Below are 1,145 nucleotides of genomic sequence, written 5' to 3'. Positions count from 1 at the left end.
GTAGCTTTGCGGACGCATCCTAAGACGCCATCTGCAAGCCATGAACAAAGGAAAAACAATCCTCCCCCAGATTATGTCTCTCGTCAACGAATATGAGTTCAAGAAGTGTGTCGACCGCTACCATGTCGACCGGCACTCCATCAAGTTCAATTGCCGTGACCAATTCATGGTGATGAGCTTTGCTCAGTTCACTGACAGGGCCGGTCTGAGAGATATAGAGACTACACTTAACCTCTGTGGCGACCGGTATCGGGCGGGCATCAAGGTGATGCCCAAATCCACGCTTGCGGAGACCAACGAGAAGAAGGATTGGCATATCTATCAAGACTTTGCAATGACTCTGGTCAAGCAGGCTCAGAAGCTCTACAAGGACGAAAAGCTGCGGATTGGTCTTGAAGAGATGATCTATGCGTTCGACAGCAGTACCATCGAGTTGTGCCTGAAGCTTTGCCCCTGGGCAGAGTTCCACCATGGCAAGGGAGCGTTCAAGATGCACACACTGATGGATCTCAGAGGATCCATCCCGACCTTTGTTCTGCTTACGCCTGGTAAGGTCAACGATGTCAAGGTAATGGATAAGATTCCTGTTGAGCAGAACTCTTTCTACTTGATAGACAAAGGATATGTAGCCTTTGAGAAGCTCTACAACGGCTTTCAGAAGGTTAGCGCGTACTTCGTCACAAGGGCCAAAGATAACATGGTCTATGAAGTCGTGGAGTCCAGACCTATTGACAAGCACTCGGGGGTTCTTTCCGACGAGACCATTCGGTTGACTGGATATTACACGTCCAGAAAGTACCTGGATGCCATAAGGCTGGTTGTGTATGAGGATTTTGAGACCGGGAAGGTCTATCGCTTCCTGACCAACAACTTCGCGATTGAAGACCCGCTCACCATTGCGGAACTGTACCGTGAACGGTGGCAGATTGAACTTTTCTTCAAGTGGATCAAGCAACATCTTCACATCAAGACCTTCTACGGGACCACCCAGAATGCTGTCTACACGCAGATATGGATAGCCGTTTGCGACTACCTTCTGCTCATCATTGCGAAGAAGCATTATGGGCTTACTCCAAGTCTTCATTCTATCTCGAGATCTATCGGACAAGTCCTTTTCCAGAGGGATGATATCCGTGAACTTTTTA

At 48.6% G+C, this 1,145-nt stretch carries 1 protein-coding gene; it reads left to right on the top strand.

The genetic code is table 11. The features are described 5' to 3' along the window. Positions 1 to 40: 40 nt before the first annotated feature. The coding region (locus EII41_RS13585; RefSeq protein ID WP_260425605.1) for an IS4 family transposase at positions 41 to 1,145 on the top strand (1,105 nt) is incomplete at its 3' end.

The organism is Tannerella forsythia, from assembly GCF_003860135.1.
GTDB classification, from domain to species: Bacteria; Bacteroidota; Bacteroidia; order Bacteroidales; family Tannerellaceae; genus Tannerella; species Tannerella forsythia_A.
The sequence above is the reverse complement of the archived record's forward strand: the minus strand, read 5'-3'. Positions and strand labels throughout refer to the sequence as shown.